This window comes from Streptomyces sp. APSN-46.1 (assembly GCF_022815725.1).
Classification (GTDB): domain Bacteria; phylum Actinomycetota; class Actinomycetes; order Streptomycetales; family Streptomycetaceae; genus Streptomyces.
This window is the reverse complement of record NZ_JALGRF010000002.1, coordinates 277,950-300,478: the sequence shown is the minus strand read 5'-3', so window position 1 is coordinate 300,478 and position 22,529 is coordinate 277,950. Positions and strand designations below refer to the sequence as shown.

The window sequence follows — 22,529 nt, the reverse complement described above, 5'->3', positions numbered from 1 at the left end:
GCCGAACGCGGGGCCGCCGAACGGGGGCCGCCGGGGCCCTGAACGGGAGTCCTAGGACCGGGGTCCTCCGTCCGGGTGTCTGAGACGATGGTCAGGTGAATGACATTCCGCGGAGCACGGTTCAGGAGCAGACCTTCTACGAGCTGGTGGGCGGCGAGGACACCTTCCGCCGTCTGGTCCACCGCTTCTACCAAGGGGTCGCGGGGGACCCCCTGCTGCGCCCCATGTACCCGGAGGAGGACCTCGGCCCCGCCGAGGAGCGGTTCACGCTGTTCCTGATGCAGTACTGGGGCGGCCCGACCACCTACAGCGAGAACCGCGGCCACCCGCGCCTGCGGATGCGGCACGCGCCGTTCCAGGTGGACGCGGCCGCGCACGACGCGTGGCTGAAGCACATGCGGGTCGCGGTGGACGAGCTGGGCCTGGCGCCGGAGCACGAGGCACAGCTGTGGCGTTACCTCACGTACGCCGCGGCGTCGATGATCAACACCGCGGACTGACCCCGCCCGGACCCTCGCGCCGGGGCCCCTACCAGGCCGGCACCCCCTCCGCGCACGGGATCGGCAAGCGGCCGCAGAAGAGCACACGTACGAGCGCCCGCCCGGGCCCGTACGGGGCACGGGCCCGCCGCCCCCGGTACACGGCGCCCCCTCCCGGGAACCTCTACGCCGGACCAGACCGACGAGATTGGAGGTCCCATGTCCCAGGAGACGACCGACGCGGTGGATCCGAAGACCGAAGCGGACGAGGAGGCCCTGGACCGTGCCCTTGCAGCGGGCCGGTCCGGCGCTCCCCGCGGCCGGACGGACAACGGCAGCCCGCCGAAAGATCTGACCCGGTCCGACGGAAGCCCGGCTGCCCGCAGGCAGCCGAGCGGGGAGTAGGAGGCAGGCCATGGCGCTGAGGTTCAAGAACAACTACGAGCGGGAAATCTGGGCGATGGTCGAGCGGTACCAGCCCAACTGTTCCGCCAGCAGCAACTGGTTCAAGGAAGGCTGGTGGAAGATCGCCCCCGGGCAGAGCGTCGTCGTCTACAGCGGTGACGCCCGTGCCGTGAACCCGATCTGGTACGGCTACGCGTACGCGGGGGACGGCATGGAGTGGCGGGACAAATACCAGGAGGTGGTCCCGAACCATATCTTCGAGTGGTGTTCGAACGTCTCGGACTCGAACTCGCGGACGATCCACATGGTGGAGTTCACCGTGACCGCCCCCAACTACACGCTCAACTTCAACCCGTAGCCCGCCGACCCGGCCCGTCCGCTCCCGCACCCGGCGGGGCGGGCGGCCCGTCGTACGAGACCGGCCGCACCTGGAGCGCGCCCAGCCCGTTGACGCCGCCCGGGCGGCGGGTGGCGACGGAGCCGAACGGGGTGCGCAGCCGCAGCCAGCTCCCCGCGGCGAACAGTGCCACCGGGGCGGGCGCGCCGGGCGCCGCTGCCGGGGCGGGCACGGTGGCCCGTACCGGCCGCAGGAAGCCCAGGGACTGCGCCGCGTGCACGGCGCGCAGCGGAAGCTCGGTCTCCCCCAGCGTGCGGGACCAGATCTCGCGGCCGATGCGGTCACGCTCGGAACGGGTCCGGTGCTGCGGGGGCAGGGCCTCGTCACGGGCCCGGAATTCTGCGACGGCGGCGGCCACGGCGGCCAGGATCGCCTCGGCACCGGGCAGCCCGGGAAGCGGCTGCCAGCCACCGCGGGGCGGGAGCACCCCGGCCCAGGGCGGGCCGGTGACCGGCCCGGGCACGACGGCGCTCGCGGCGCCCTCGTCCACGGACTCCAGCAGCTCACCGGCGGACACCGTCAGGTCCAGCGGCACGCCCACGGGCGCGGCGAGCCGCACCGCGCGGATGGCCAGCACGTCGAAGGACGGCGGCCGCCCGAAGACGGCGAGCGCGCCGCCGCCGGCCTGAAGGCGGACGGCGGCGGCGCGGTCGTAGTGCACCAGCCGGCCCAGGAAGGCGGCGAGGTCCGCCGCCTCCCCGGAGTCGGCGAAGTGCAGCTGTTCACTCATGCCGCGAGGCGCCCTTCGGAGCCGACCGGCTCGTCGAGGTACTTCTCGAGGAAGTGCTTCTCCTCGGCCGTGATGCGGCGGGGCCGCCCCTCGGCGAGGTTGTAGGGCACGACCACGGTCTCGGCCCGCACGTAGACCGTCTCCGGCCGGTCCTCGGTCGCCTCGTCCTTGACCTCGTAGCGGATGGTCAGGGACGCGGCGCCTATCCGGGTCACCCAGGACTCGATGAGGACCGGCTCGTGGCGGTGCACGAGGGGCAGCTTGTAGTCGATCTCGTGGCGGGCCACGACGGAACCGCCCGTGAAGGACTCACTGCCCTCCCCCGGCGCCAGGCGGAACATGAAGTCGATCCGCGCCTCCTCCAGATAACGGAGGAAGACGACGTTGTTGACATGCCCGAAGGCATCCATGTCCGCCCAGCGGAGGGGGCACCGGTAGTGGTGTCTGGCCATGGTTTCGGCCTCAGCCCCGGGTGAGCTTCTTGTAGGTGGCACGGTGCGGACGAGCCGCGTCCGGGCCGAGCCGCTCGATCTTGTTCTTCTCGTACGACTCGAAGTTGCCCTCGAACCAGTACCACTTGGAGTCGCCCTCGTACGCCAGGATGTGCGTGGCGACCCGGTCGAGGAACCAGCGGTCGTGGGAGATGACCACGGCCGCACCGGGGAATTCGAGGAGCGCGTTCTCGAGCGAGGACAGGGTCTCGACGTCGAGGTCGTTGGTGGGCTCGTCGAGGAGCAGCAGGTTGCCGCCCTCCTTGAGCGTCAGCGCCAGGTTCAGTCGGTTGCGCTCACCACCGGACAGCACACCGGCCGGCTTCTGCTGGTCCGGGCCCTTGAAGCCGAAGGCGCTGACGTACGCGCGGGACGGCATCTCGACCTGGCCGACGTTGATGTAGTCCAGCTCGTCCGACACGACCGCCCAGAGGGTCTTCTTGGGGTCGATGTTGGCGCGGGACTGGTCGACGTACGAGATCTTGACGGTCTCGCCGACCTTGATTTCGCCGGAGTCCGGCGTCTCCAGGCCCTGGATCATCTTGAACAGCGTGGTCTTGCCGGCGCCGTTCGGACCGATGATGCCCACGATGCCGTTGCGCGGCAGGGTGAAGGACAGGTCGTCGATCAGGACCTTGTCGCCGAAGGCCTTGGAGAGGTTGTTGACCTCGACGACGATGGAACCGAGGCGCGGGCCCGGCGGGATCTGGATCTCCTCGAAGTCCAGCTTCCGCATCTTGTCCGCCTCGGCCGCCATTTCCTCGTAGCGGGCCAGACGGGCCTTGGACTTGGTCTGACGCCCCTTGGCGTTCGACCGCACCCACTCCAGCTCTTCCTTGAGGCGCTTCTGGCGCTTCTCGTCCTTGCGGCCCTCGACCTTGAGGCGGGTGGCCTTCTTCTCCAGGTAGGTGGAGTAGTTGCCCTCGTAGGGGTGCGCGCGGCCGCGGTCGAGTTCGAGGATCCACTCGGCGACGTTGTTCAGGAAGTACCGGTCGTGGGTGACGGCCACGACGGCGCCCTTGTACTGCGAGAGGTGCTGCTCCAGCCAGTTCACCGACTCGGCGTCGAGGTGGTTGGTGGGCTCGTCGAGGAGGAGCAGGTCCGGGGCCTCGATCAGCAGCTTGCAGAGTGCGACGCGGCGCTTCTCACCACCCGAGAGGTTGGTGACGGGCCAGTCGCCGGGGGGGCAGCCCAGGGCGTCCATGGCCTGCTCCAGCTGGGCGTCGAGGTCCCAGCCGTTGGAGTGGTCCAGGTCCTCCTGGAGCTTGCCCATCTCATCGAGGAGCGCGTCCGAGTAGTCGGTCGCCATCAGCTCGGCGACCTCGTTGAAGCGGTTGAGCTTCTCGACGGTCGCGGCCGCGCCGTCCTGCACGTTCTCCAGGACGGTCTTGGACTCGTCGAGCTTGGGCTCCTGCATGAGGATGCCCACGGTGTAGCCGGGCGACAGGAAGGCGTCACCGTTGGACGGCTGCTCCAGGCCCGCCATGATCTTCAGAACGGTGGACTTACCGGCGCCGTTGGGGCCGACCACACCGATCTTCGCGCCGGGCAGGAAGTTCAAGAAGACGTCATCGAGAATCACCTTGTCGCCGTGCGCCTTGCGCGTCTTGCGCATGGTGTAGATGAACTCAGCCAAGAGAAACCGTCCGGCAGATCGATGGTGGGCAGATACACCCCATAGTGCCGTACGTCCATCCCCCGGGGGAAACCCGAATGGACCCGGGGGACCCCGGCGGGGAGGGGGCCCGGGGGACCGGAGGGCTTGGGGGGACTGGGCTGCGGGTTGTCCACCCGCGCCGGCCGGTGCCCCCGGAACCGGTCCGGGAGAGGGCATCAGACCCAGCTCACGGCCGGCTCGGGCCCCGACTCAGGTACGCCGACTCAGGCGACGACGAGGTTCCAGCCGCTGTCGGCGCCGGTGCCGGTTCCGGTGCCGGTGGCGTTCCACCCGCTGTCGCGGCCGGCGCCGTACGTGCCGGTCAGGGTAGGCGCGGCCGTCGCAGCCCTCGGCGCGGTAGCGGTAACGGAGGTGGTGACCGCGACGGCGGTCCGGGACGACTTCACAGACAGCAGCAGCACAGCACCCAGCTCTTCCCAAACTTCATGATCATCAACTCTGACGCCACTCTAGGGAGACGTGTGGGCCCGGGTCGACCGGAGAACGAGACTTCGTCACGTTCTGTCTGAATCAGGCCGGTACACGGTGAGCGCGTCGGGGAGCTTGTCGAGGACGAGGGCGGTGGGCGCCAGGGCGTACTCGCCGTCGTAGGCGAGGGCGGTACCCGGCGGGATGTCGCCGATGCGCAGGCTGCGGAGGTGGGTGGCGGTGTGGACCGGGGAGCGGGAGAGCGGGCCCGTGAAGGCGGCGGCGAGCAGGCGCGGGGCGGGGCTGCCGCCGCCGTAGACGACACGGACGTCGAGCAGGCCCTCGCCGGGGCTGTCGCGGCGGCGGGGCGCGGGGCCGGTGCCGTGGTACGTGCCGTTGCCCGCGAACAGCAGCCAGACGCTACGGGGCCGCCCGGCCAGGGTCAGCCGTACCGGCCGCTCGGCGCGCAGCACCCGCCACGCCGCGAGCAACGCGGCCGGCCCGCCCCCGATCCACGGCCCCCACCGCAGCCGGTACCCGAGCAGCTCGGGATACGCCCCGATGCTGAGGGTATTCAGAAAATACCCGCACTCCCCGCCCCCCGGGGCCGAGCCGAGCCCGAAAGCCGCGCCCCCCGAACCCGGAGCAAGGTCCGGCCCGGAGCCCGCCGAAGCGGAAGCCGCGACCGCGGCCCCCGAGCGTGAAGCCGGGGCACCACCCGAAGCAAGGTCCGGGTCGGAAGCCGCTGGAGTGGGAGGTGGGGCTGCGGCGTCGCCTGGGGCTGGGGCACCGCCCGGAGCAGGGGCCGGGGCGGAGGCCGCTGGAGTGGGAAGTGGGGCTGCTGCGGCGGATGGGGACGGAGTGGTGCCTGCGGGAGCTGGTTCGCCGGAGGCCGGGACTGCGGCGGCGGTCGGCGGTTCATGGCCGGGCGCTGGGGCGGCATCGCCTGGGGCCGGGGCCGTGGCGGGGCCCGGGGTGAAGCGGCCCACGCCGACGCGGACGGCCTGGCCGGTGGTGAGGGCGCCGCAGGTGTCCTCGGGGCCCGCGAGGCCGAGGTCGACGGCGAAGTGGTTGAGCGTGCCGCCGGGGAACACCGCGAGCGGCACCCCGGCCCGCAGGGCGGCGGTGGCGGCCGCGTTGACGGTCCCGTCGCCGCCGCAGACCCCGAGGACGGTGGCTCGGGCGGCCGCCGAGGCCAGTGTCTCCGCCAGCTCGGAACCCTCGCATTCGATCAGCTCGGCCTTGGGGAGCCGGGCCCCCAGAACATCGAGCCCCGCGGAGGCGACCGTGCCCGCCCCGGTGTTCACCACCAGCACCAGCCCGGCCCCGTCCGGCAGCGCCGGCGCCTCGGCCGCCTTCCGCTCGTCACCGGGCACGACCCGCGCCTCCGCCGCGTCCCGCGCGAGCCGGTGGACGACGAACCCCGCCGCCATCCCGAGCCCCGCCCCCACCAGTACGTCGGAGGGGTAGTGCACCCCGGTGTACACGCGGGAGAACGCCACCGACACGGCCACCGGAGCCACCGCCGCCCCCCAGCCCGGGGCCCGCAGCGCCAGCCCGGTGGCGAAGGCGAAGGCGGAGGCCGAGTGCCCGGACGGAAAGGAGGTGGTCTGCGGCTGCGTGGCCAGCTGCCGTACCGCCGGCACCCCGTCCAGCAGCGGCCGCGGCCTGCGTACGGACCACTTCCCGACCGTGTTGATCGTCGCCGAGGCCAGCGCCAGCGAGGCCGCCCCGCCCAGGGCGGCCTTGCGGGCCCGGGCCGAACCGAAGGCGGCGATCGCCGCGGCGGCCCCGCCCCACAGCACCCCGTGGTTCGCGGCGCGCCCGAGCCTCGGCAGCACCCGGTCGGCGCCGGGCCAGTGCCGCCGGGCGACCACGTCGAAGAGCTGCCGGTCCCACCGCACGACCGCGCCTCGCCAGGTCAGTTCCTGGTCACCCATTCCCAGCGCCTACCCGGAGGAGACGCTTGGAACCAGCCCTTCCGGAACCAGGCCCCTCAGTTTTCCTCGTCCTCCAGCGGCCGCTTGCGCAGCAGGAGGACCACCATTCCGCCCAGCACGACCAGCCCCACCGCCAGCGAGGCGATCACCGGGGTGGCGGCGGAGCTGCCGCTGGAGGCAAGCCGCTCCTCCTGCGGGGACACCTCCGAGGTCACCCCCGCGGCCGAGCCCGCCGACGTACCCGAGGCGGACCCGGGCACCGAGCCCTGGCCGGGCGCGGACAGCTCGCCCACGGTCATCGCCTCCACGCCGGACTCCGCACCCGACGGAACCGCCCGGGCCTTCGGCCAGAGCGCCCTCGCGGTGGCGGCCGCCGCCGACTCGCTGGAGCCGGCCACGATCTGCGCCTGAGTGGGGACCCCGCTGGTGAAGACCCGCCCGACCGGCACCTTCGTGGAGCCCTGGACGGTGACCGAGGCCACCCCGTCGGGCGTCCCCACCGGAACCTCGAAGTACAGCCGGCTGCCGTTGGCGGCGGTGGCCACCGGCCGCCCCTCGGCGTCCACCACCCGCACCCCCATGGCCGCGGCCGCCGCGTCCGGGGTCACGGTGACACTCTGCGCGCCGGTCCGTACCGTGACCGGGCCGAGCCGACCGCCGACCGGCCCCGATACCGAGCCCGACACCTCGCCCGGGTCCAGCCCCAGCGAGGCCGGCGGTTCCGGCAGCCGCCCGGCCGCCCGCTGGAGGTAGTCGGCCAGCTTCTCCGCCGCCGGGTCCGCGGCCTCCACCTGTGCCCCGTCCGCCAGCCGCCAGATGGCCACCTGCGTTCCGGCGGCCGCGCTCTCCGCGGTGAGCGACCCGGCTCCGGCCGCCTTCGCGAGGCCCGCCAGATCGTTCAGCTGGGGGTAGGAGTGCTCCAGCACCCAGCGGATCCGGCCTGCCTCTCCGTTCCCCGCGAGCGGGCTCGTACCCCACCCGCTCTCCGTGTAGCGGGCCTCGGGCTGCGCGTAGCCCGCCGCGCCGACCCCGTAGGTCTGCAGCATGCCGCCGCCGTCGACCCGCATTTCGTACAGCCCGGCCGGGATCTGCCGGACCGAACCGTCTCTGGTGCGCAGGACCGCCTGGCCGTACGTCTTCAGCCCGTCCAGCACGGCGCTCGCACCATCCGGTGCGCGGACCGCCGGGTCGGCGTCGGCGGCGGCCCGCGCCGCGGGCGCGGCGGCGAGGGCGGCAGTGAGCAGCGCCACCGCCAGCGGTCGCCGCGCGGAGCCGCGTACCGCCCCAGGAGCCGAACCGGAAGCGGCGGCAGCGGCCACAGCCACGGAGGCAGCCGCCACGACAGGAGAATCCGGAGCAGCGGAGGAAGGCACGCAGGGAGGCGCGGCGGAAGTGAGGTACGCGCCGGATGAGGACGCGGAGGATGTGGAGTATGCGGAGGGTACGGAGGATGCGGGAACGGCAATCGACACAGTCTTCCCCTTCGGGCCAAAGACCCAGGTGCCCGTGAGTACCGGGGAATCCTAACCGCCTCGAACACTCAGACCACCGCCGCCTTCTGAGTGGCCATCAGCGGAGTATCCGTCTGGACCACCCGGCGGAAGGCCGCCGTACCGCGGCTCAGGTCGTGCCCGATGGCGATCGCGTCGATATCCGCCGAGAACCACCGGTTGCCCTCCGTGTCGGGCGGACCCTCCCGGACCCGCAGCCGCCCATGCACCACCAGCGGTTCGCCGACCGAAACGGAGCCGGCGAGATTCACCGCCAGCACGCGATGCGCCCACACCGTGTAGAAGCTGGTGGCCGCGTCCGTCCAGGCCTCCCTCTTCCGGTCGAAGTACCGCGGTGTCACCGCGAAACGGAACCTCGCCGAAGGACCGCTCGGCGTCTCCTTGAAGTCGATCCGCGTCGCCACATGGCCCACCAGAGTCACTCGGGTGTCGTGCATCCCGGCCACCCCTCCCCCGCGTCCCCACCCGTACGGACCATCCGCACGAGGTACGACCATGCTGGACCGGCCGCCCGATCCCCGCTCCGGCCTGTGGACTACTGGCGGGTTGTGGACAACTTCGTCCCCCCTGCGGCGACGGTGCCGTACTGCTCGCGCACTTCCCGGTAGCGCAGCAGCTCCGCCGCGACCGGCTCCAGCACCCGGGCCCGCCCGCAGCCGGCCGCCGCCTGCCGCAGCTTCCGCTCCGCGTCCTGCCCGTAGCGCCGCGCCGGCCCCCGGGCCGCGATGGAGCAGGCCCACTCCACGAGCGGGCCGCCGACGATGCCCGCCACCATCAGCAGCACCGGCGCCAACAGGCGCGGCCCCAGCACCCCGACGATCTGGCCGAGCAGCCACAGTCCCCCGTAGACCTGGAGCAAGGTCATAGCCGCCTGTGCGAGCACCGCCGCCGGCCACCATGTGGGCCTCGGCGGCTTGGCGCCGGGCACCGCGACCGCCGCGCCCAGCGTGACCGCGATCTCGTCCAGCGCCTCCGGCAGCCGCTCGGCACCCCGCACCGCGGTCTCCCGTACCGCCTGCGCCCAGGGATCGGGCAGCCCGATGGCCGCCTCCTCGGCAACGGTCCGTACGGCCTGCTCGACGCGCTGCCGCGCCGTGACCTCCTCCTCGACCGGAGCCTCGAAGGCGCCGGGGTTGCGCCCGATCGCCGCGAGCGACGCGAGCCCGGCCAGCGAGCGGGGGGCGCGCCGGCTCTCGTACCACCGCCACAGCCGCAGCCACGGCGTCCCGCACGCCTTGCCGGCATTGCGCCGCCAGGCGCGCTCGGCGGCGAGCCCGGCCGCATACGCGCCGACCGCCTCCGCGAGCCGGTCCTCGAAATCGGCGCGCGCCTGCTCCCCGATCTCCGGCCCCGCGTGCCCGTCGGCCACGTACAGCGGGCGCAGGCGCACGGCGGCCCGGTCCACGTCCGCCGAGATCCGCCGGGTCGCCGCGCCCTTCTCCTGGGTGAACTGGCCGATGAGCTCGCGAAGTTCCCCGACCCCTTCACCCGTCAGAGCGGAAAGCCCGAGCACGGTGGCCCCCGGCTCGCCGTGCTCGCCGAGCGCGATGCCGTCGTCGTCCAGCAGCCGCCGCAGGTCGTCCAGTACGAGGTCCGCCGATTCCCCGGGCAGCCGGTCCACCTGGTTGAGCACGACGAACGTCACCTCGGCGTGCCCGGCCAGCGGCCGCAGGTACCGCTCGTGCAGCACCGCGTCCGCGTACTTCTCCGGGTCCACCACCCACACCACCGCGTCGACCAGCGCCAGCACCCGGTCCACGTGGTCCCGGTGCGCGCCGACCGCCGAGTCCAGGTCCGGCAGGTCCACGAGGACCAGACCGCGCAGCGCCCCGCCCTCCGAGGTCTCGCGGGGCCGCCGCCGCAGCCGTCCCGGGATCTCCAGCCGGTCCAGCAGCCCGGCGGCCCCGTCCGACCAGCTGCACGCGATGGGCGCGGCGGTGGTCGGCCTGCGTAGCCCGGTCTCGGAAATCTGCACTCCGGCGAGTGAATTGAAGAGCGTGGACTTGCCGCTTCCGGTGGCTCCGGCGATCGCGACGACCGTGTGCTGAGGCGACAGCCCGCGGCGCGCGGCCGCTTCGTCGAGTACCCGGCCGGCCTCGGCGAGGGTTTTGCCGTCGAGCCGGGTCCGGGACAGCCCGACGAGCTGTCGCAGCGCGTCGAGGCGCAGCCTCAGCGCCTGCCCTTCGGGGCTCAGCGGGAACGTGGGCGCCTTGCCGCCGTCGCTGCCCGCGCCGGAGACGGTGCCGGAGACGGCCCGTACGAGCGCGTCGTCGCCGTCCTCGCCGTCGTGCTCGTCGCCCTGGTCCACGGGCTGTTGGCGCGAGCGTGCGATGAATCCGTCGTCCCAGCGGTCGTCGGTGCGGTCGGTCAAGGCGGTCACCGCGTCACCTCTCCTTCTGCAGTACGGACAGCGCGGCGATCAGCTCGGCCTGTGGTTCCGGGGTCACTTCGAGCGCTTCCAGCGGGGCGAGGCGGCGGTCCCGCTCGGCACGCAGCACCTGGTCCAGGTGGTCGTCGACGAGTTCCCCGCCCCGGTCGCGCAGCCGTACCGCGGCCTGTACGCCGATGCGCTCGGCGAGTTTCTCCCCCGCCGGGCGGGCGCGCTTGCCGCCGAGGAGAGCGGCGACGAGCAGGGCGGCGACCGCGTCGGGGTCGGGCGCGGGCTGCTTGTCGAGCTTGGCGACCTCCTCCTCGGCGAGTTCCTCCAGTACGCGCCGCCAGCGCCGTACGGCCATGCTGATACGTTCCGCCGCTTCACGGTCGGGTGCGGTCTGCGGCACCGCGCCGGCGGCCGGTTCGTGCCGCCAGGCCTCGGCGATCCGCTCGTCGGCGGCGGCCACGGCGCACTGGAGCAGCGCGGAGAGGGACTCCGCGAGCGAGTCGAGCAGTTCGTCGGCGGTGGTGTCGAGCGGGTAGCCGCGCCACCGGGTCAGCGCGTCCCCGGCGAGGACGGCGCCGCTGTCGAGGCGGCTGCGGACCCGCTTTCCCTCCCTCTTGTACGCGTCCTCGACGGACGAGGTCAGCCGTACCGCGGCGGCGTGCTGGGCGGCGACGGCGGAGGCCAGCTCGGGCATCCGGCGCCCGAGGGAGTCGAGCGCGCCCAGCGCGGTGCGGCCGACGGCGTACTGACGGGCGGCCGGGTCCTGGGCGTGGTGGGCGAGCCACGCGAACAGCGGCGCGACGGCGCTGGCCGGCAGCAGCCCGCCGCCGCCGGCCGACTCGGGCAGCTCGGGCACCGTGAACCGCGGTACGTCCCCCAGCCCGGCCCGGGTGAGCAGGGCCCCGTACTGGCGCGAGACCTCGGCGAGCACCTGGTGCGGGACCCGGTCGAGGACGATGACGAGGCTGGCCTTGTACTGCTTGGCGGTGCGCAGCAGGTGCCAGGGGATGGCATCGGCGTAGCGGGAGGCGGTGGTGACCATGACCCAGACATCGGCGGCGCAGATGAGTTCGGCGGCGAGGGTCCGGTTATCGACGACGAGGGAGTCGATGTCCGGGGCGTCGAGGACGGCGAGGCCGCGCGGCAGGGTGGCGACGGTCTCGATCCGCAACTCGCGGGTGGCGTGCGTGTGCCCGTGGGGCCTGTGGCGCTGCGGGGGCGGAAGGGCGTCCTCCTCCCCCTGCGGCGCCCAGATCCGCATCAGGTCGGGCAGGACCCGCATCCCGGCGAACCAGTGATGATCATCCGGATGGCAGACAAGCACCGGCGTGCGCGTGGTCGGGCGCAGCACCCCGGCCTCGCTGACCTGCCGTCCGACGAGGGAGTTGACGAGCGTTGATTTGCCGGCCCCGGTCGACCCGCCGACTACGGCGAGCAACGGCGCCTCGGGCGCCTTGAGCCGGGGTACGAGGTAGTCGTCGAGCTGCGCGAGCAGCTCGGCTCTGGTCTGGCGGGCGCGCGGAGCGCCGGGCAGGGGCAGCGGCAGACGCACGGACGCGACCCGGTCGCGCAGGGCGGACAGGGCATCGAGCAGCTGAGGCCGTACATCCAAGGTCACCACATGCGAAGAATGCCCAATTTAGGACCATTTTTGAAGCTTATACGCCCTCTGCGCGCCGACCGCCACTCCAGCGGGACATGATGGACAGAGAGGACGAGTGGGGCGCAGGCATAACGAGTGCACAACACCCAAGGCGCCACGACGCAAAAGCGGTGCGAGAATCGCACCTGCCTGCGATTATCGGGACCGCTTCACCGAACCTCCACATCGTGGCACGCGAGTGAAGCAACCGGGACAAGGCGGCCGGAGCCCTATCCTTGACCCGGCGTGGACCACAGCCCCACCCCCAACCGGGGCTCCAGGCCACCACGGCCACCTTCCGGCCCCCGTAGCTCAGTGGATAGAGCAGGTGCCTTCTAAGCACTTGGCCGCAGGTTCGAGTCCTGCCGGGGGCACTCTCCACGTCCCACCCTCAAGCCCTCCCTCGCGGAGGGCTTTCTTGCAGGTCAGCGGCACTTTAACGCGGGCACCGTAGCGTCGGCGTAAGCCCCTGCACCGCCCCTGACGGCAGGGGTGGCAGTCCGACTGAACCCGGCTTCGGAGGGCTCTTAACGGCTGTTCTTCCCGAAAACTTCCCGAAGTTGTGCCGCGACTGGTCCGCCGGCGATACCACGGCGGGCAGCTCCTGCGGAGCCTCGGTGCGCTTCCGAAGATCGGCGGCACGTCAGGGCATGTGTGGTTCGGGCGTCCGTGAGGTGTGCGTACGCGTGCTTGGCCTGGGGTGTCTGGCCGTGGACCAGATGGAACGAGGCTTCGCCCATCAGCCGGGCCGCCGTAGTGTCCGACCCCATGGCCCGGGCACCAGATGCCGCGAGGCACGCGGCGGCGCTGCGCAGTGCCAGGTCGACGACGGCCGCGCGGGTCGCGAGCCGTTCCTCGGTCGCTTCGTGAGCCGGTCGGCAAGGAGTGTCGCGCTGTCGGCCCAGCCCTTGAACGCCTCGTACCGGCCGAGATACCGGGTGGTCCCCTGCACATGGCCGAACACGGCGGGGTGGGTGTTGGCGTTGCGGTGGAGGTAGGTGCGCAGCCAGTCCTCGTGCCGGGACAAGCTCACGACCTGGTCGCGTGTGACGGACACGTCGAGATCGCGTGGCCGCTGAGGGGCCGGCCGGTGAGCAGGGGGGTGAGCCAGCGGTCCCGCAGAATCTGGTTGTCGCTGGCGGCGACCGCTCTGACGGGCTGGTGGTGTTGAGCGTAGACGAACCAGGTGGCGCCGTCGGCTGCCGAGACGATCTCCGTGGCGCGCCGGAGCAGGGCCGGGTTCCGGGTCGCCAGGCCGAGGGCGCCAGACGCACCGAGGGCGTCCAAGTGGGCGCGGGGCACACCGTCGTGTGCGGTCCGGTCGGCGCTGGGGCTCAGCAGCTCGTCGGCGACACGAGACGTCTCGGACAGCATCTCGGCGTCGGGACGCCGAGATGCGGGGGATCCGACCATCAAGCGTCTGCCGAGCCGGCCAACGCGGTGAATTTCTCCCCAAGAGGCCTGATGATGTTGCGTTCGACCTCGTAGTAACTGGTCAGCTCTGCCATGGGAGCGCGGCGCAGGTGCCAGCGGCCGGTGAGGTTGCAGCCGATGTCGCGGCCGGCGAACGTGCCGGTGGCCCAGCCGTCCTTCTCGTCGTCCAGGGTGCGTTCGAGGCGGAAGTAGTTGAACAAGCTGCTGGCTGTGGTGCGGACAGTCTCGTGCGGGTCCTCCGGGCGGGCATCCGCAACGCCGAACCAGCACTCAGGTCCGTCGGCGTCCTTGACGTATGCGTCGTTGAAGCCCAGCCACGGCCAGACGAAGGCAATGAGGCCGGCTTTGTCGGTGGGACAGTCGTCGGCCGGACAGTCCGCCGGGATGCGCTCGGGGTCGATGTAGAAGCGGCCGAGCCAGGTGGGCAGCCAGAGGTAGAAGGGGTAGGAGCTGTTGTCGGAGAGCAAGTAACTGTTGGCGTTGGAATGCAGTTCATTTCCGGCCACGGGGGTGAGGCGAACGCCGTACTCCGGGATCGCGAAGCGAACGCTGATGACCTCGTAGAAGGCGCGAACGTCCCGGAAGTATTCAGACAGTGCGTCATAGGCGGAGGGTGCTTGGGCGAGTACGTCGGTCCTGAAGATCACTTAGTCTCCCGTTGCCGCGACGGTCGCTTGATTTGTTCAATTGATGTTCCATGTCCGGCATGGAGCGGTAAAGAGAAAGACGTCTGATTGGCTCGAACCGGCGGGGTGACGCGTGGGCGGAGTGGCCGTGATCGGTGCGGGTGTGGGAGGCTGTTACACCGCCTTCCGGCTGGCCGTGGGCTCGCGGGAGGTGACGCTGTACGAGAGCGGACACCGAGTGGGCGGCCGGATCTGGTCCGTCCCGGTGCACGGCGGGGGGTGGGCGGAACTGGGTGCCATGCGCTTGAACACGGAAGCCGCTCCGGTGATGGCCCTGCTGAAACATCTGGGGCTGACCGACGCCCTGGTCCCCTTCCCTTTCGGGCGGCCGGAAAATGTGGTGCAGGCGCGCGGCATGCTGGTGCACCAGCGGGATTTCGCCCATTGCGCTCGCATTCCGTACCGATTGGGGAAACGGGAACAGGGATCGGATGCGGACGAGTTGACGCTCCTGGCCGTCGAATCGGCGGTGCCGGGATTCGGACGCCTGCGGGAGAAATACCACCGGGCGGTCCGGGAGGGCCGGGACGCTGATGCGGCGTCGGCACGAGCCCTCTACCGGGCGGCACACGGGGCGGCGCTGGTACAGGGCGAGCCCCTGGTGGAGGTCTCCTGGCCGCGGGTCCTCGCGGCGGCGCTGAGCCACGAGGCGTTACGGCTCGTCGCCGACACCGATGGGTACGACATGCACCCGGGTGGCTCGGCGGCCTGGATCGACGTGTTGTTCGGGACACCGCCGCAGGCCGAGTACGTCACGCTCTCCTGCGGCATGGAGGATCTGCCCAGGGCTTTGCACACCGGGTTCGAGGAGGCCGGGGGCCGCACGCGTCGGGGCCGCCGACTGTGCCGGATCGACCGTGCCCGCAGGACCGGCGGGACCTACGAACTGACGTTCGCCGTCGAAGACCACACCGGCCGGGACACCGGCCGGCGTGAGCGCGTCCAGGCCGAGACGGTGGTGCTGGCCCTGCCGCAAGGCGCCCTGCGGCGCCTTGCGGCAGGGCCCGGGGTGTTCGGGTCCTCGTGGGCCGAGGACCTGGAAGCCGTCGAGCCGGTGCGCGCCTCGAAGCTGTTCCTGGCCTACGACGAGCCGTGGTGGCGCGCGTGTGGCGTGCGGGCCGGGCGCAGCACCACCGATCTCCCGCTGCGGCAGGTGTGGTACGAACCGGGAGGGGCGTCGAGGCTGCTGCTGGCCGCGTACCCCAGCGGTCCGTCCGCATCGCTCTGGGACCGCTTCGGAACGGGGCCCGCACATGGCGAGCCGGCGAGCGGAGCCACGTTCGACGGCGGCCCGCCCGCCACCGCCGCGGCCGTCGCCCACGCCCACCGGCTGCTGTGCCGCATGCACGGAGTACAGGCCCCCCCGCCGGTGGCGGCCTGTTGGCAGGACTGGGGGCGCCGCCCCCACTCGGGAGCCTGGCACCTGTGGCGGACCGGGCGGGACCCGGAGCAGGTCGCGGTCCGTATGCGCGCCCCCGCACCCGGAGCGTCCTTGCACGTCGTCAGCGACTGCTGGACCGAGGACCCGGGTTCTATACCTGGCGCTCTCAGCTGCGCCGAGCAGGTCCTGCAGGCGCACCTCGGCCTGCCCCGGCCGCCCTGGCTCTCATGACATCCGCGCCTTCATCACTGCTCACGGCCCCGATCGAGTCCTCACCACAGGAGTAGACATGCCCGCTCCCCCCTCCATCGTCGAACCCGAGATCGCGAAGCTCCTCGACCACTTGGCCCGACAACCCGGACTCGCGTGCAGACTGGGCGGCGTCCGGGAAGAGTGGTCCGCCCGGGAGATCGGCGACGGCAACGTCAACCTGGTGTTCGCCGTCCGTGGCCCGGCGGGGGCCGTATGCGTCAAGCAGGCTCCCCCGTATGTGCGGGCGGCCGGACCGAGCTGGCCGCTGACGCCGCAACGGGTCATGTTCGAGCATCGCGCGCTGGTCGAGCACCGGCGCCACGCCGCCCCGTACCTGCCGGAGCCGCTGCACGTCGACGCCGCCGAACATCTCCTCACCGTGGAGTACTTGGAAGGGCACACGGTCATGCGGACCGGGCTGACGGCCGGTGCCTGTTACCCGCACTTCGCCGAGCATGCCGCCCGCTACCTGGCCCACACGCTCTTCTTCACATCGGACCTCGCCCTGCCGGCCGGGCGCAAGCGGGAGTTGACGTCGTACTTCGAGGCCAACACAGCCATGTGCCAGATCATGGAAGACATGGTCTTCACCGAGATCCTCCTGCCGCATCCTCGCAACCGGTGGACCAGCCCGGAGCTCGATGCGGACGTGAGGGAACTCCAGCAGGACATCGAGCTGAAACTCGCCGTGTCCCGGCTGAAGTCGCGCTACCTCACCTCCCGCGAGGCACTCCTGCACGGAGACCTGCACACTGGTTCGATCATGGTGTCCGAGTCCGGGACCGAGCCGTCCATCGGCGTGATCGACCAGGAGTTCGCCTGTTACGGGCCCATGGGCTTCGACATCGGCACTCTCCTGGCCCACCTCCTCATCGGGTACTTCGCAGCCGGCGCGCACGAACCCAACCGGTCGGAGCAACGAAACTGGCTGCTGTCCAGCGTGGAACAGCTCTGGGACGGGTTCCGAACACACTTCACCCGGCTGTGGCGCGACCACGCAGACGGGGACGCCTATCCTCCCGCCCTCTTCGCCGGGGAAGCGGCAACAGCACTGGAGGCCGAACGGCAGCGCTACCTCGGCGAGTTGTTCACGGAGACGCTGGGCTTCTGCGGCGCGGAGATCATCCGGCGGATCGTCGGCTTCGCCCGCCCCGCCGACTTCACCACCATCACCGACGCCACCGTTCGCGCCGAAGCGGAACGTCGAGCCCTGGCACTGGCCCGTTCCCTGGTGACAGCCCCGACCGGTTACCGCACCGCCGCTGACCTCACGGCGGCTGCCCGGAACGGTTGACGTGCAGCGCCGTGTCCGGCGCTGCACGCGCTCGCCGGAATCCGCGGGCGGCCGGACACGGCGAGCCGCCAGTGCCGTCGGCGGCGCGCATGCCGTAGCGGCGGCGTAAGCCCCTGCCCGGCCTTGGCGGGCGGGACTCCGATTCAGCCAAGGCTCTGCGCCTTCGTCCGGCTCGGCGCCCCGGATACATCAGCTGATTAGATGATTCTCGGTAGTTATTTCCGGTTTGCTCCCTGCGTATGACATCGGAAACGATCAGCATGGCGACTCGCCACGCGCCCGGTTCTTGCGGCTGGGCGCTCTTCCTCTGTCCCTGGATGTCCGCCCATGGCCACGTTATGCCGACCCGCTGTAGCCGTGCCCGAGCACGTGATCAGCCTTGAGCAGACCCTCGATCTCGTGCGCACCGTCCATCCGGACCACCCCCAGCTGCCGCTGGCGCTCCGGCTGATCACCAACACCGGCGTCAGGAAGCGACACCTGGTCCAGCCGCTCGAGGAGACTCTGCGGCATCCGGGCTTCGAGGCCCGCAACCGCGTCTACGAGGCTGAGGCCAAGGCCCGGGTGCCGGACGTCGTCCAACGGGCCCTGCACAACGCCCGGCTGGCCGCGAGTGAGATCGACCTGATCGTCTACGTCTCCTGCACCGGCTTCATGATGCCCTCGCTGACGGCCTGGATGATCAACAAGCTGGGGTTCCGGTCCGACACCCGGCAACTCCCCATCGCCCAGCTCGGCTGCGCCGCCGGCGGCAGCGCGATCAACCGGGCGCACGACTTCTGCACCGCCTACCCGGAGGCCAACGCGCTCGTCGTCGCCTGCGAGTTCTGCTCGCTGAGCTATCAGCCCGACGATCTCGGCGTGGGCACTCTGCTCTCCAACGGACTCTTCGGTGACGCCGTGGCCGCCGCGGTCGTGCGCGGCTCCGGCGGAACCGGAGTCCTGATCGAGCGCAACGGCTCGCACCTGATCCCGGACACCGAGGACTGGATCGCGTACAGCGTCCGTTCCACCGGCTTCCACTTCCTGCTGGACCGGCGGGTTCCGGGCACGATGGAACCGCTCGCGCCCGTCCTCGCCGACCTGGCCGGACAGCACGGGTGGGACGCGTCCGCGCTCGACTTCTACATCGTCCACGCGGGCGGCCCGCGCATCCTGGACGATCTCTCCACCCACCTCAAGGTCCCCTCGGAAGCCTTCCGTTTCAGCCGGGCCACGCTCACCGAGTACGGGAACATCGCCAGCGCCGTCGTCCTGGACGCCCTCCGCCGCCTGTTCGACGAGGGCGGAGTCGCCGATCAGGCCCGTGGGCTGATCGCCGGTTTCGGCCCCGGGATCAGCGCGGAGATCGCCCTCGGGCGGTGGACCACCACCGGCAGGATCGGCCGCCAGCGCGCCTCCGGTGCGAGCAGCACGGCGCTGTCGGCCGACCGCCCTCTCAGCCACGCGGGCCGCTGACGCCCGCGGCGTCGGCGCGCCAGCGCCGGCGCCGGCGCTCCCCCGCCTCCCGCCCCTCCTCTCGATCTAGGATTCGCCGCCCGTGACTGTCGCGCCCCACGCCCCGGTCCACTTCTGGGCCCCGCCGGACCTCCCCGGCCTCGACTACGACCCCATGCTGGCCCGCCTGCTCCACGAGGAGCCCGTCGCGCGCATCCGACTGCCCCACGGGGAGGGGCACGCCTGGGTGGTGACCCGGTACGAGGACGTCAAGTTCGTCTCGGTCGACCCCAGGTTCAGTCGGCGTGCGGTCCCGGGGCGGCCCCTCACCCGGCTCGTCCCGCACTTCATCCCGCTGGCCGGCGCCGTCGGGTTCGCCGACCCGCCGGAGCACACCAGGATCAGGCGGGTGGTCGCCGCCGCGTTCACCGCCCGCAGCATGCGCCGCCTGCGCGACCGTGCCCAGGCGGTCATGGACGGCCTCCTGGCCGAGATGGAGCGGCACGGTCCGCCACTCGATCTGGTGGCCCACCTCAACCGCCCGTTCCCGCTGGCCGTGGTCTCCGAACTGGTCGGCGTACCGGCAGCGGACCGCGACCGGATGGGGCACTGGTCGGACACCATCATTTCCGCCGCGGCCGGCCGTGAGGCCAGCGAAGCGGCCAAGACCGAGCTGGGCGACTACTTCTCCGCCCTGCTGACCCGCCGCCGGGGCCCGGGCGGCGAGGGGCTCGCCGCAGTCCTGGCCGACGCCGTCGGAAGCGGTGCCCTCGATGAGGCGGAGGCCGTCAGTCTCGCGGCCCTGGTCCAGATCAGCGGCGCTCACGCGGTACGCAACAACAGCGCCAACATGGTCTTCGCCCTGCTCACCCGGCCCGCACACCTGGCCCGGCTGCGCGCCGAGCCCGAGCTGATCCCGCAGGCCGTCGACGAACTGCTGCGCTACATCCCCCACCGCAACGCCGTGGGCCTGGCGCGGATCACCCTGGAGGACGTCGAGGTCGGCGGCGTGCCGATCCCGGCCGGCGAAGCCGTGTACGTGTCCTACCTGAGCGCCAACCGCGACCCGTCGGTCTTCGCCGACCCGGAGCGGCTCGACTTCGACCGCGTCGCCAACCCGCACCTGGCCTTCGGCCACGGCCCGCACTACTGCCCCGGGGCGGCGATGGCCCGCATGGAGTCCGAGATCATCCTCGGGTCCCTCTGGGACCGGTTCCCGCGGCTCCGCCTGGCCGTCCCCGAGGGGGAGCTGCACTGGCGGCGGGGCGCGCTGATCCGCGGCCCCGAAACGCTCCCCGTCCTGTGGTGACGGAGCACCGGCGCGCGGGCGGCGAGAACCCACCCGCGGAAGCCCTGAAAACGCGAGAGAGAGGAGCGAAGGACGTGCCCCAGTCCCATCCGTCCGACGGCCTGGTGGTCCCCCCGGGCGGCGGACGCACCATCAGCACCGCCGCCCAGCAGGTGACGTTCAAGGTGACCGGCGCGTCCTCACGGACCGCTTCCACCTTCGAGGTGGTGGTGCCGCCCGGCTTCGATGTCGGGGCGCACACCCACGACCGGAGCGAGGAGCTGTTCTACGTGATCGAAGGCGAGCTGGAGGTGATGGCCTTCGAGCCGAGGGTCCGCACCCGCGACGACTGGCGCGGGTGGGAGTCGCTCTCCGGCCAACGGCCCGTCCGGGCGACCGCCGGCACGCTGATCCTCGTACCGCCCGGCTGCCCGCACGCCTTCACCAACCCGACCGGAGCGCCGGCCAGGATGCTGTTCCAGGCGTCTCCGCCGCCGGACCACGAGCGCTACTTCGAGGAACTCTTGGAACTGCTGAACTCCGACGCCGGTCCCGACGCCGGTCCCGACGCCGCGGCCGTCGAGGAGCTGCGGCGACGCTACGACATCGAACAGCTCACACCTCTGCGACACGCCCCCCTGCCGTCCGGCACCCGGGCCGGAGCGGGCCGATGACCGAGACCTGCCCCGCGCACGCCACAGTGCACCACTGGGCGGTGGAACCCCTGGACGCTCTCCGCTTCGACCCGCTGCTGCACCGGCTGCTGCGCGAGGAGCCGATCGCCCGTGTGCGGATGCGCTTCGGTGAGGGCGACGCCTGGCTCGCGACCCGGTACGAGGACGTCAAAACCATCACGTCCGACCAGCGCTTCAGCCGCGCGCTGACCGTCGGCCGACCGGTGACGAGCATGACGCCGCACACCGTCGCGCCGGTGGGCGGCATCGGGCGTACCGACCATCCCGACCACACCCGGCTGCGCCGCCTCGTGGCCCACGCCTTCAACCGCCGGCGGGCCTGCGCCCTGCGGATCCTGGCCCAGGAGGCCACCGACCGGATGGTGGCGGCGATGGCCGCCCAAGGCCCGCCCGCCGAGTTGACGGAGGCGCTGACTGGGCCGCTGCCGGAACAGGTGATCGGCCACCTCCTGGGCGTCCCGGCGGGCGACTTCGGCCGCCTGCAGGGCTGGCGTGCCGTCATCCTCTCCAGTGACGCCTCACCGGCGCGGAGCAGCGCCGTCAAGGCCGAGATCGCCGGCTACTTCCGGAACCTGGCGGACCACCGGGCCCTCGATCCGGGCGACGACCTGTTCAGTGAGCTGGTCAGCGCCCAGCGGGAGGGCGCGCTCAGCCGTCCCGAACTGATCTCCCTGTCGGTGATGACCGTGCTGAACGCCCTCGACCAGGTACGCAATCAGACCTCGACCATGGTGTACGCGCTGCTCACCCATCCCGAGCAGCTGGCCCTGCTGCGGGCCGAGCCCGCCCTGCTGCCGCGAGCCGTCGAGGAACTGCTGCGCTTCATCCCCCAACGCAACGGCGTCGGCCTTCCCCGGATCGCCACCGAGGACGTCGTGATCGGCGACACGCTGATCCGGGCCGGCGAGGCTGTCTACGTGTCGTATCTCGCCGCCAACCGCGACCCGGACGTGTTCACCGATCCCGACCGGCTGGACCTGACCCGCGACGAGGCACCCCACCTCGCCTTCGGCCACGGCGCGCACTACTGCCTGGGCGCCGCGCTCACGCGGATGCAGTCGGAAGTGGTCCTCTCCACGCTGCTGCGGGAACTTCCGGAACTCCGTCTGGCCGTCGGACCGGACCAGGTTCGCTGGCGCCGCCACACCGTCAACCGGGGCCCGGAGACCCTGCCGGTCGCCTGGTGACGGGCAGATCGGCGGCCCGGTGACGGTCCGGTGGCGTGCGACGGGGCGGCGGCGGACGGCAGGGGTGGGTCAGGCGGCGGTGGGGGTGTCTTGCGCCGAGACGCCGAGCGCCCTTACGGCCTGGTAGTAGGTCCACGCCGTGCCGGTGCAGGACGTCTTCTTCGCGCCGGAGTACTGCGCGCAGACCCGCTTGAGGTCGGCGTAGAAGGCGTCGTCCAGGCGGGACTTGTTGGCGGAGAAGGAGCCGGCCGCCTTGTAGTTGCGGTATCCGAAGTCGTGGCGGGCACAGGACATCTGGAAGGGGAAGCCGAACGGGTTGTCCGGGGAGGTGGTGCAGTAGTCGGTCGACCAGTCGAAGCCGTACGCGGACCACTGGCCCTGGTTCCCGCGCGCCGCGGCCCACGCGTTGTAGCTCGCCGCGCTGGTCTGCGTCCAGCCGCCGAGGACCTGGGGCTTGTCGGCAGGGGCGGCGGACGCCGGGGTGGCCAGGACCAGGACGGCAGCCAGGGCGGTGGCGGTAGCGGCAGCTCTGGCGCTAGCGGCGGCGGCGGATAAGGCGGCGGGCACGAGACGACGGCTCACGGGAGTCCTCCGGGAGTTGACGGTCCGCCGCCCGGACTTCCGGGCGGCGGCTGGGGATCGCTCTCGGAGAAGGCATACCGGCGGCCCCTATGGCCGGGCTATTTTTCTCGGGTTCACCGCCGGAACGGAGTACGTCCGCGAGGCCGCGGCCGCTGCGGGCGGGATGGATTCGCCCTCTGACGGAAGGCGGACCCACTCGCCCGCCCCGGACTCAGGTATGGGGACGCGGCCC

Annotated in this window: 21 protein-coding genes and 1 tRNA gene; 10 read left to right on the top strand and 12 right to left on the bottom strand. The window is 71.9% G+C overall.

Annotation, left to right across the window (positions count from 1 at the left end; all coding sequences use genetic code 11):
- The first annotated feature begins 95 nt into the window (after positions 1-95).
- From MTF65_RS07995 to MTF65_RS07985, 3 genes are all read left to right on the top strand, one after another.
- Positions 96-500 (top strand): globin, encoded by a 405-nt coding sequence (locus MTF65_RS07995; RefSeq protein WP_243627618.1) that lies wholly within the window; start codon positions 96-98, stop codon positions 498-500.
- A gap of 198 nt (positions 501-698) precedes the next feature.
- Positions 699-884, top strand: coding sequence for a hypothetical protein (locus MTF65_RS07990; protein WP_243627615.1), 186 nt, complete (start codon positions 699-701; stop codon positions 882-884).
- A 10-nt stretch (positions 885-894) separates the two neighbouring features.
- A complete protein-coding gene (locus MTF65_RS07985; protein WP_243627612.1) occupies positions 895-1,242 on the top strand; it encodes a DUF1036 domain-containing protein in 348 nt (115 codons plus the stop codon).
- On the opposite strand, the gene MTF65_RS07980 is transcribed toward MTF65_RS07985, so the two are convergent.
- The 9 genes from MTF65_RS07980 to MTF65_RS07940 form a co-directional block, all read right to left on the bottom strand.
- Complete coding sequence (locus MTF65_RS07980; protein ID WP_243627611.1) at positions 1,232-2,011, bottom strand: hypothetical protein; 780 nt, start codon at positions 2,009-2,011, stop codon at positions 1,232-1,234. The genes MTF65_RS07985 and MTF65_RS07980 overlap by 11 nt on opposite strands.
- Positions 2,008-2,463: a thioesterase family protein gene (locus tag MTF65_RS07975; protein ID WP_243627609.1), complete on the bottom strand. Its 456-nt coding sequence runs from the start codon at positions 2,461-2,463 to the stop codon at positions 2,008-2,010. The genes MTF65_RS07980 and MTF65_RS07975 overlap by 4 nt, the downstream gene beginning before the upstream one ends.
- 10 nt (positions 2,464-2,473) lie before the next feature.
- Complete coding sequence (gene ettA, locus MTF65_RS07970; protein WP_243627607.1) at positions 2,474-4,138, bottom strand: energy-dependent translational throttle protein EttA; 1,665 nt, start codon at positions 4,136-4,138, stop codon at positions 2,474-2,476.
- 245 nt (positions 4,139-4,383) lie between these two features.
- Positions 4,384-4,581, bottom strand: coding sequence for a hypothetical protein (locus tag MTF65_RS07965; RefSeq protein WP_243627605.1), 198 nt, complete (start codon positions 4,579-4,581; stop codon positions 4,384-4,386).
- Between the two features lie 93 nt (positions 4,582-4,674).
- Entirely contained in the window at positions 4,675-6,528 is a 1,854-nt protein-coding gene (locus MTF65_RS07960; protein ID WP_243627604.1) for a bifunctional phosphatase PAP2/diacylglycerol kinase family protein, read from the bottom strand.
- Between the two features lie 56 nt (positions 6,529-6,584).
- Positions 6,585-7,868: a thioester domain-containing protein gene (locus MTF65_RS07955; RefSeq protein WP_243627602.1), complete on the bottom strand. Its 1,284-nt coding sequence runs from the start codon at positions 7,866-7,868 to the stop codon at positions 6,585-6,587.
- Between the two features lie 200 nt (positions 7,869-8,068).
- Positions 8,069-8,476, bottom strand: coding sequence for a single-stranded DNA-binding protein (locus MTF65_RS07950; protein ID WP_243627601.1), 408 nt, complete (start codon positions 8,474-8,476; stop codon positions 8,069-8,071).
- Positions 8,477-8,574: 98 nt separating this feature from the next.
- Positions 8,575-10,419: a GTPase gene (locus MTF65_RS07945; protein ID WP_243627599.1), complete on the bottom strand. Its 1,845-nt coding sequence runs from the start codon at positions 10,417-10,419 to the stop codon at positions 8,575-8,577.
- Positions 10,420-10,423: 4 nt separating this feature from the next.
- Positions 10,424-12,031, bottom strand: coding sequence for a dynamin family protein (locus tag MTF65_RS07940; RefSeq protein ID WP_243627598.1), 1,608 nt, complete (start codon positions 12,029-12,031; stop codon positions 10,424-10,426).
- 331 nt (positions 12,032-12,362) lie between these two features.
- On the opposite strand from MTF65_RS07940, the gene MTF65_RS07935 reads away from it, so the two are divergent.
- Positions 12,363-12,435, top strand: a tRNA-Arg gene (locus tag MTF65_RS07935).
- Between the two features lie 655 nt (positions 12,436-13,090).
- Here the strand turns inward: MTF65_RS07935 and MTF65_RS07930 are convergent.
- Both MTF65_RS07930 and MTF65_RS07925 read right to left on the bottom strand, forming a co-directional pair.
- The gene (locus MTF65_RS07930; protein WP_243627597.1) at positions 13,091-13,435 is read right to left on the bottom strand and encodes a hypothetical protein; all 345 of its coding nucleotides are present in this window, start codon (positions 13,433-13,435) and stop codon (positions 13,091-13,093) included.
- 38 nt (positions 13,436-13,473) lie between these two features.
- Positions 13,474-14,142: a hypothetical protein gene (locus tag MTF65_RS07925; protein WP_243627596.1), complete on the bottom strand. Its 669-nt coding sequence runs from the start codon at positions 14,140-14,142 to the stop codon at positions 13,474-13,476.
- Between the two features lie 127 nt (positions 14,143-14,269).
- Here MTF65_RS07925 and MTF65_RS07920 point away from each other — a divergent pair, with 127 nt between their 5' ends.
- The 6 genes from MTF65_RS07920 (at position 14,270) to MTF65_RS07895 (ending at position 21,715) form a co-directional block, all read left to right on the top strand.
- Positions 14,270-15,793, top strand: coding sequence for an FAD-dependent oxidoreductase (locus MTF65_RS07920; protein ID WP_243627595.1), 1,524 nt, complete (start codon positions 14,270-14,272; stop codon positions 15,791-15,793).
- A 58-nt stretch (positions 15,794-15,851) separates the two neighbouring features.
- Entirely contained in the window at positions 15,852-17,108 is a 1,257-nt protein-coding gene (gene mtnK, locus MTF65_RS07915; protein ID WP_243627594.1) for an S-methyl-5-thioribose kinase, read from the top strand.
- 327 nt (positions 17,109-17,435) lie between these two features.
- Entirely contained in the window at positions 17,436-18,566 is a 1,131-nt protein-coding gene (locus MTF65_RS07910) for a type III polyketide synthase (protein ID WP_243627593.1), read from the top strand.
- An 82-nt stretch (positions 18,567-18,648) separates the two neighbouring features.
- Positions 18,649-19,854: a cytochrome P450 gene (locus MTF65_RS07905; RefSeq protein ID WP_243627592.1), complete on the top strand. Its 1,206-nt coding sequence runs from the start codon at positions 18,649-18,651 to the stop codon at positions 19,852-19,854.
- A gap of 74 nt (positions 19,855-19,928) precedes the next feature.
- Entirely contained in the window at positions 19,929-20,507 is a 579-nt protein-coding gene (locus MTF65_RS07900; protein ID WP_243627591.1) for a cupin domain-containing protein, read from the top strand.
- On the top strand, positions 20,504-21,715 hold the full coding sequence (locus MTF65_RS07895; RefSeq protein ID WP_243627590.1) for a cytochrome P450: 1,212 nt from the start codon (positions 20,504-20,506) through the stop codon (positions 21,713-21,715). The genes MTF65_RS07900 and MTF65_RS07895 overlap by 4 nt, the downstream gene beginning before the upstream one ends.
- Before the next feature lie 69 nt (positions 21,716-21,784).
- On the opposite strand, the gene MTF65_RS07890 is transcribed toward MTF65_RS07895, so the two are convergent.
- Positions 21,785-22,222: a phospholipase gene (locus MTF65_RS07890; protein WP_243628612.1), complete on the bottom strand. Its 438-nt coding sequence runs from the start codon at positions 22,220-22,222 to the stop codon at positions 21,785-21,787.
- Positions 22,223-22,529: the final 307 nt, after the last annotated feature.

Excerpts from the sequence above, each read along its gene's own strand:
- MTF65_RS07910 (WP_243627593.1), top strand. The coding sequence starts at position 17,436 with ATGGCCACGTTATGCCGACCCGCTGTAGCCGTGCCCGAGCACGTGATC.
- MTF65_RS07950 (WP_243627601.1), bottom strand. The coding sequence starts at position 8,476 with ATGCACGACACCCGAGTGACTCTGGTGGGCCATGTGGCGACGCGGATC.
- MTF65_RS07930 (WP_243627597.1), bottom strand. The coding sequence starts at position 13,435 with ATGCTGTCCGAGACGTCTCGTGTCGCCGACGAGCTGCTGAGCCCCAGC.
- mtnK (WP_243627594.1), top strand. The coding sequence starts at position 15,852 with ATGCCCGCTCCCCCCTCCATCGTCGAACCCGAGATCGCGAAGCTCCTC.
- MTF65_RS07960 (WP_243627604.1), bottom strand. The coding sequence starts at position 6,528 with ATGGGTGACCAGGAACTGACCTGGCGAGGCGCGGTCGTGCGGTGGGAC.
- MTF65_RS07990 (WP_243627615.1), top strand. The coding sequence starts at position 699 with ATGTCCCAGGAGACGACCGACGCGGTGGATCCGAAGACCGAAGCGGAC.
- MTF65_RS07980 (WP_243627611.1), bottom strand. The coding sequence starts at position 2,011 with ATGAGTGAACAGCTGCACTTCGCCGACTCCGGGGAGGCGGCGGACCTC.
- MTF65_RS07985 (WP_243627612.1), top strand. The coding sequence starts at position 895 with ATGGCGCTGAGGTTCAAGAACAACTACGAGCGGGAAATCTGGGCGATG.
- MTF65_RS07895 (WP_243627590.1), top strand. The coding sequence starts at position 20,504 with ATGACCGAGACCTGCCCCGCGCACGCCACAGTGCACCACTGGGCGGTG.
- MTF65_RS07975 (WP_243627609.1), bottom strand. The coding sequence starts at position 2,463 with ATGGCCAGACACCACTACCGGTGCCCCCTCCGCTGGGCGGACATGGAT.